The organism is Pseudomonas sp. Q1, assembly GCF_009935975.1.
GTDB lineage: Bacteria > Pseudomonadota > Gammaproteobacteria > Pseudomonadales > Pseudomonadaceae > Aquipseudomonas > Aquipseudomonas palleroniana.
In genome coordinates this window covers 374-674 of sequence record NZ_QODI01000061.1, presented here as the reverse complement: position 1 = coordinate 674, position 301 = coordinate 374, and the positions used below count along the sequence as shown (strand labels likewise).

1 protein-coding gene is annotated in these 301 nt (G+C 52.2%); it reads left to right on the top strand.

Annotation, left to right across the window (positions count from 1 at the left end):
• Positions 1–301: GTP-binding protein (locus DK870_RS29130; protein ID WP_256679955.1), on the top strand; the 301-nt coding region annotated here is incomplete at both ends.

The following is a 301-nucleotide window of genomic DNA, read 5'->3' as shown; positions in this document are numbered from 1 at the left end:
CGACAAGAGAACCATCGAGAAGTTCGAGAAGGAAGCTGCCGAGATGGGCAAGGGCTCCTTCAAGTATGCCTGGGTGTTGGACAAACTGAAGGCTGAGCGTGAACGTGGTATCACCATCGACATTGCTCTCTGGAAATTTGAGACCAGCAAGTACTACGTCACCATCATTGATGCCCCTGGGCACAGAGACTTCATCAAGAACATGATCACTGGTACTTCTCAGGCTGACTGTGCCGTGCTGATTGTTGCCGGTGGTGTTGGTGAGTTTGAGGCTGGTATCTCGAAGAACGGACAGACCCGC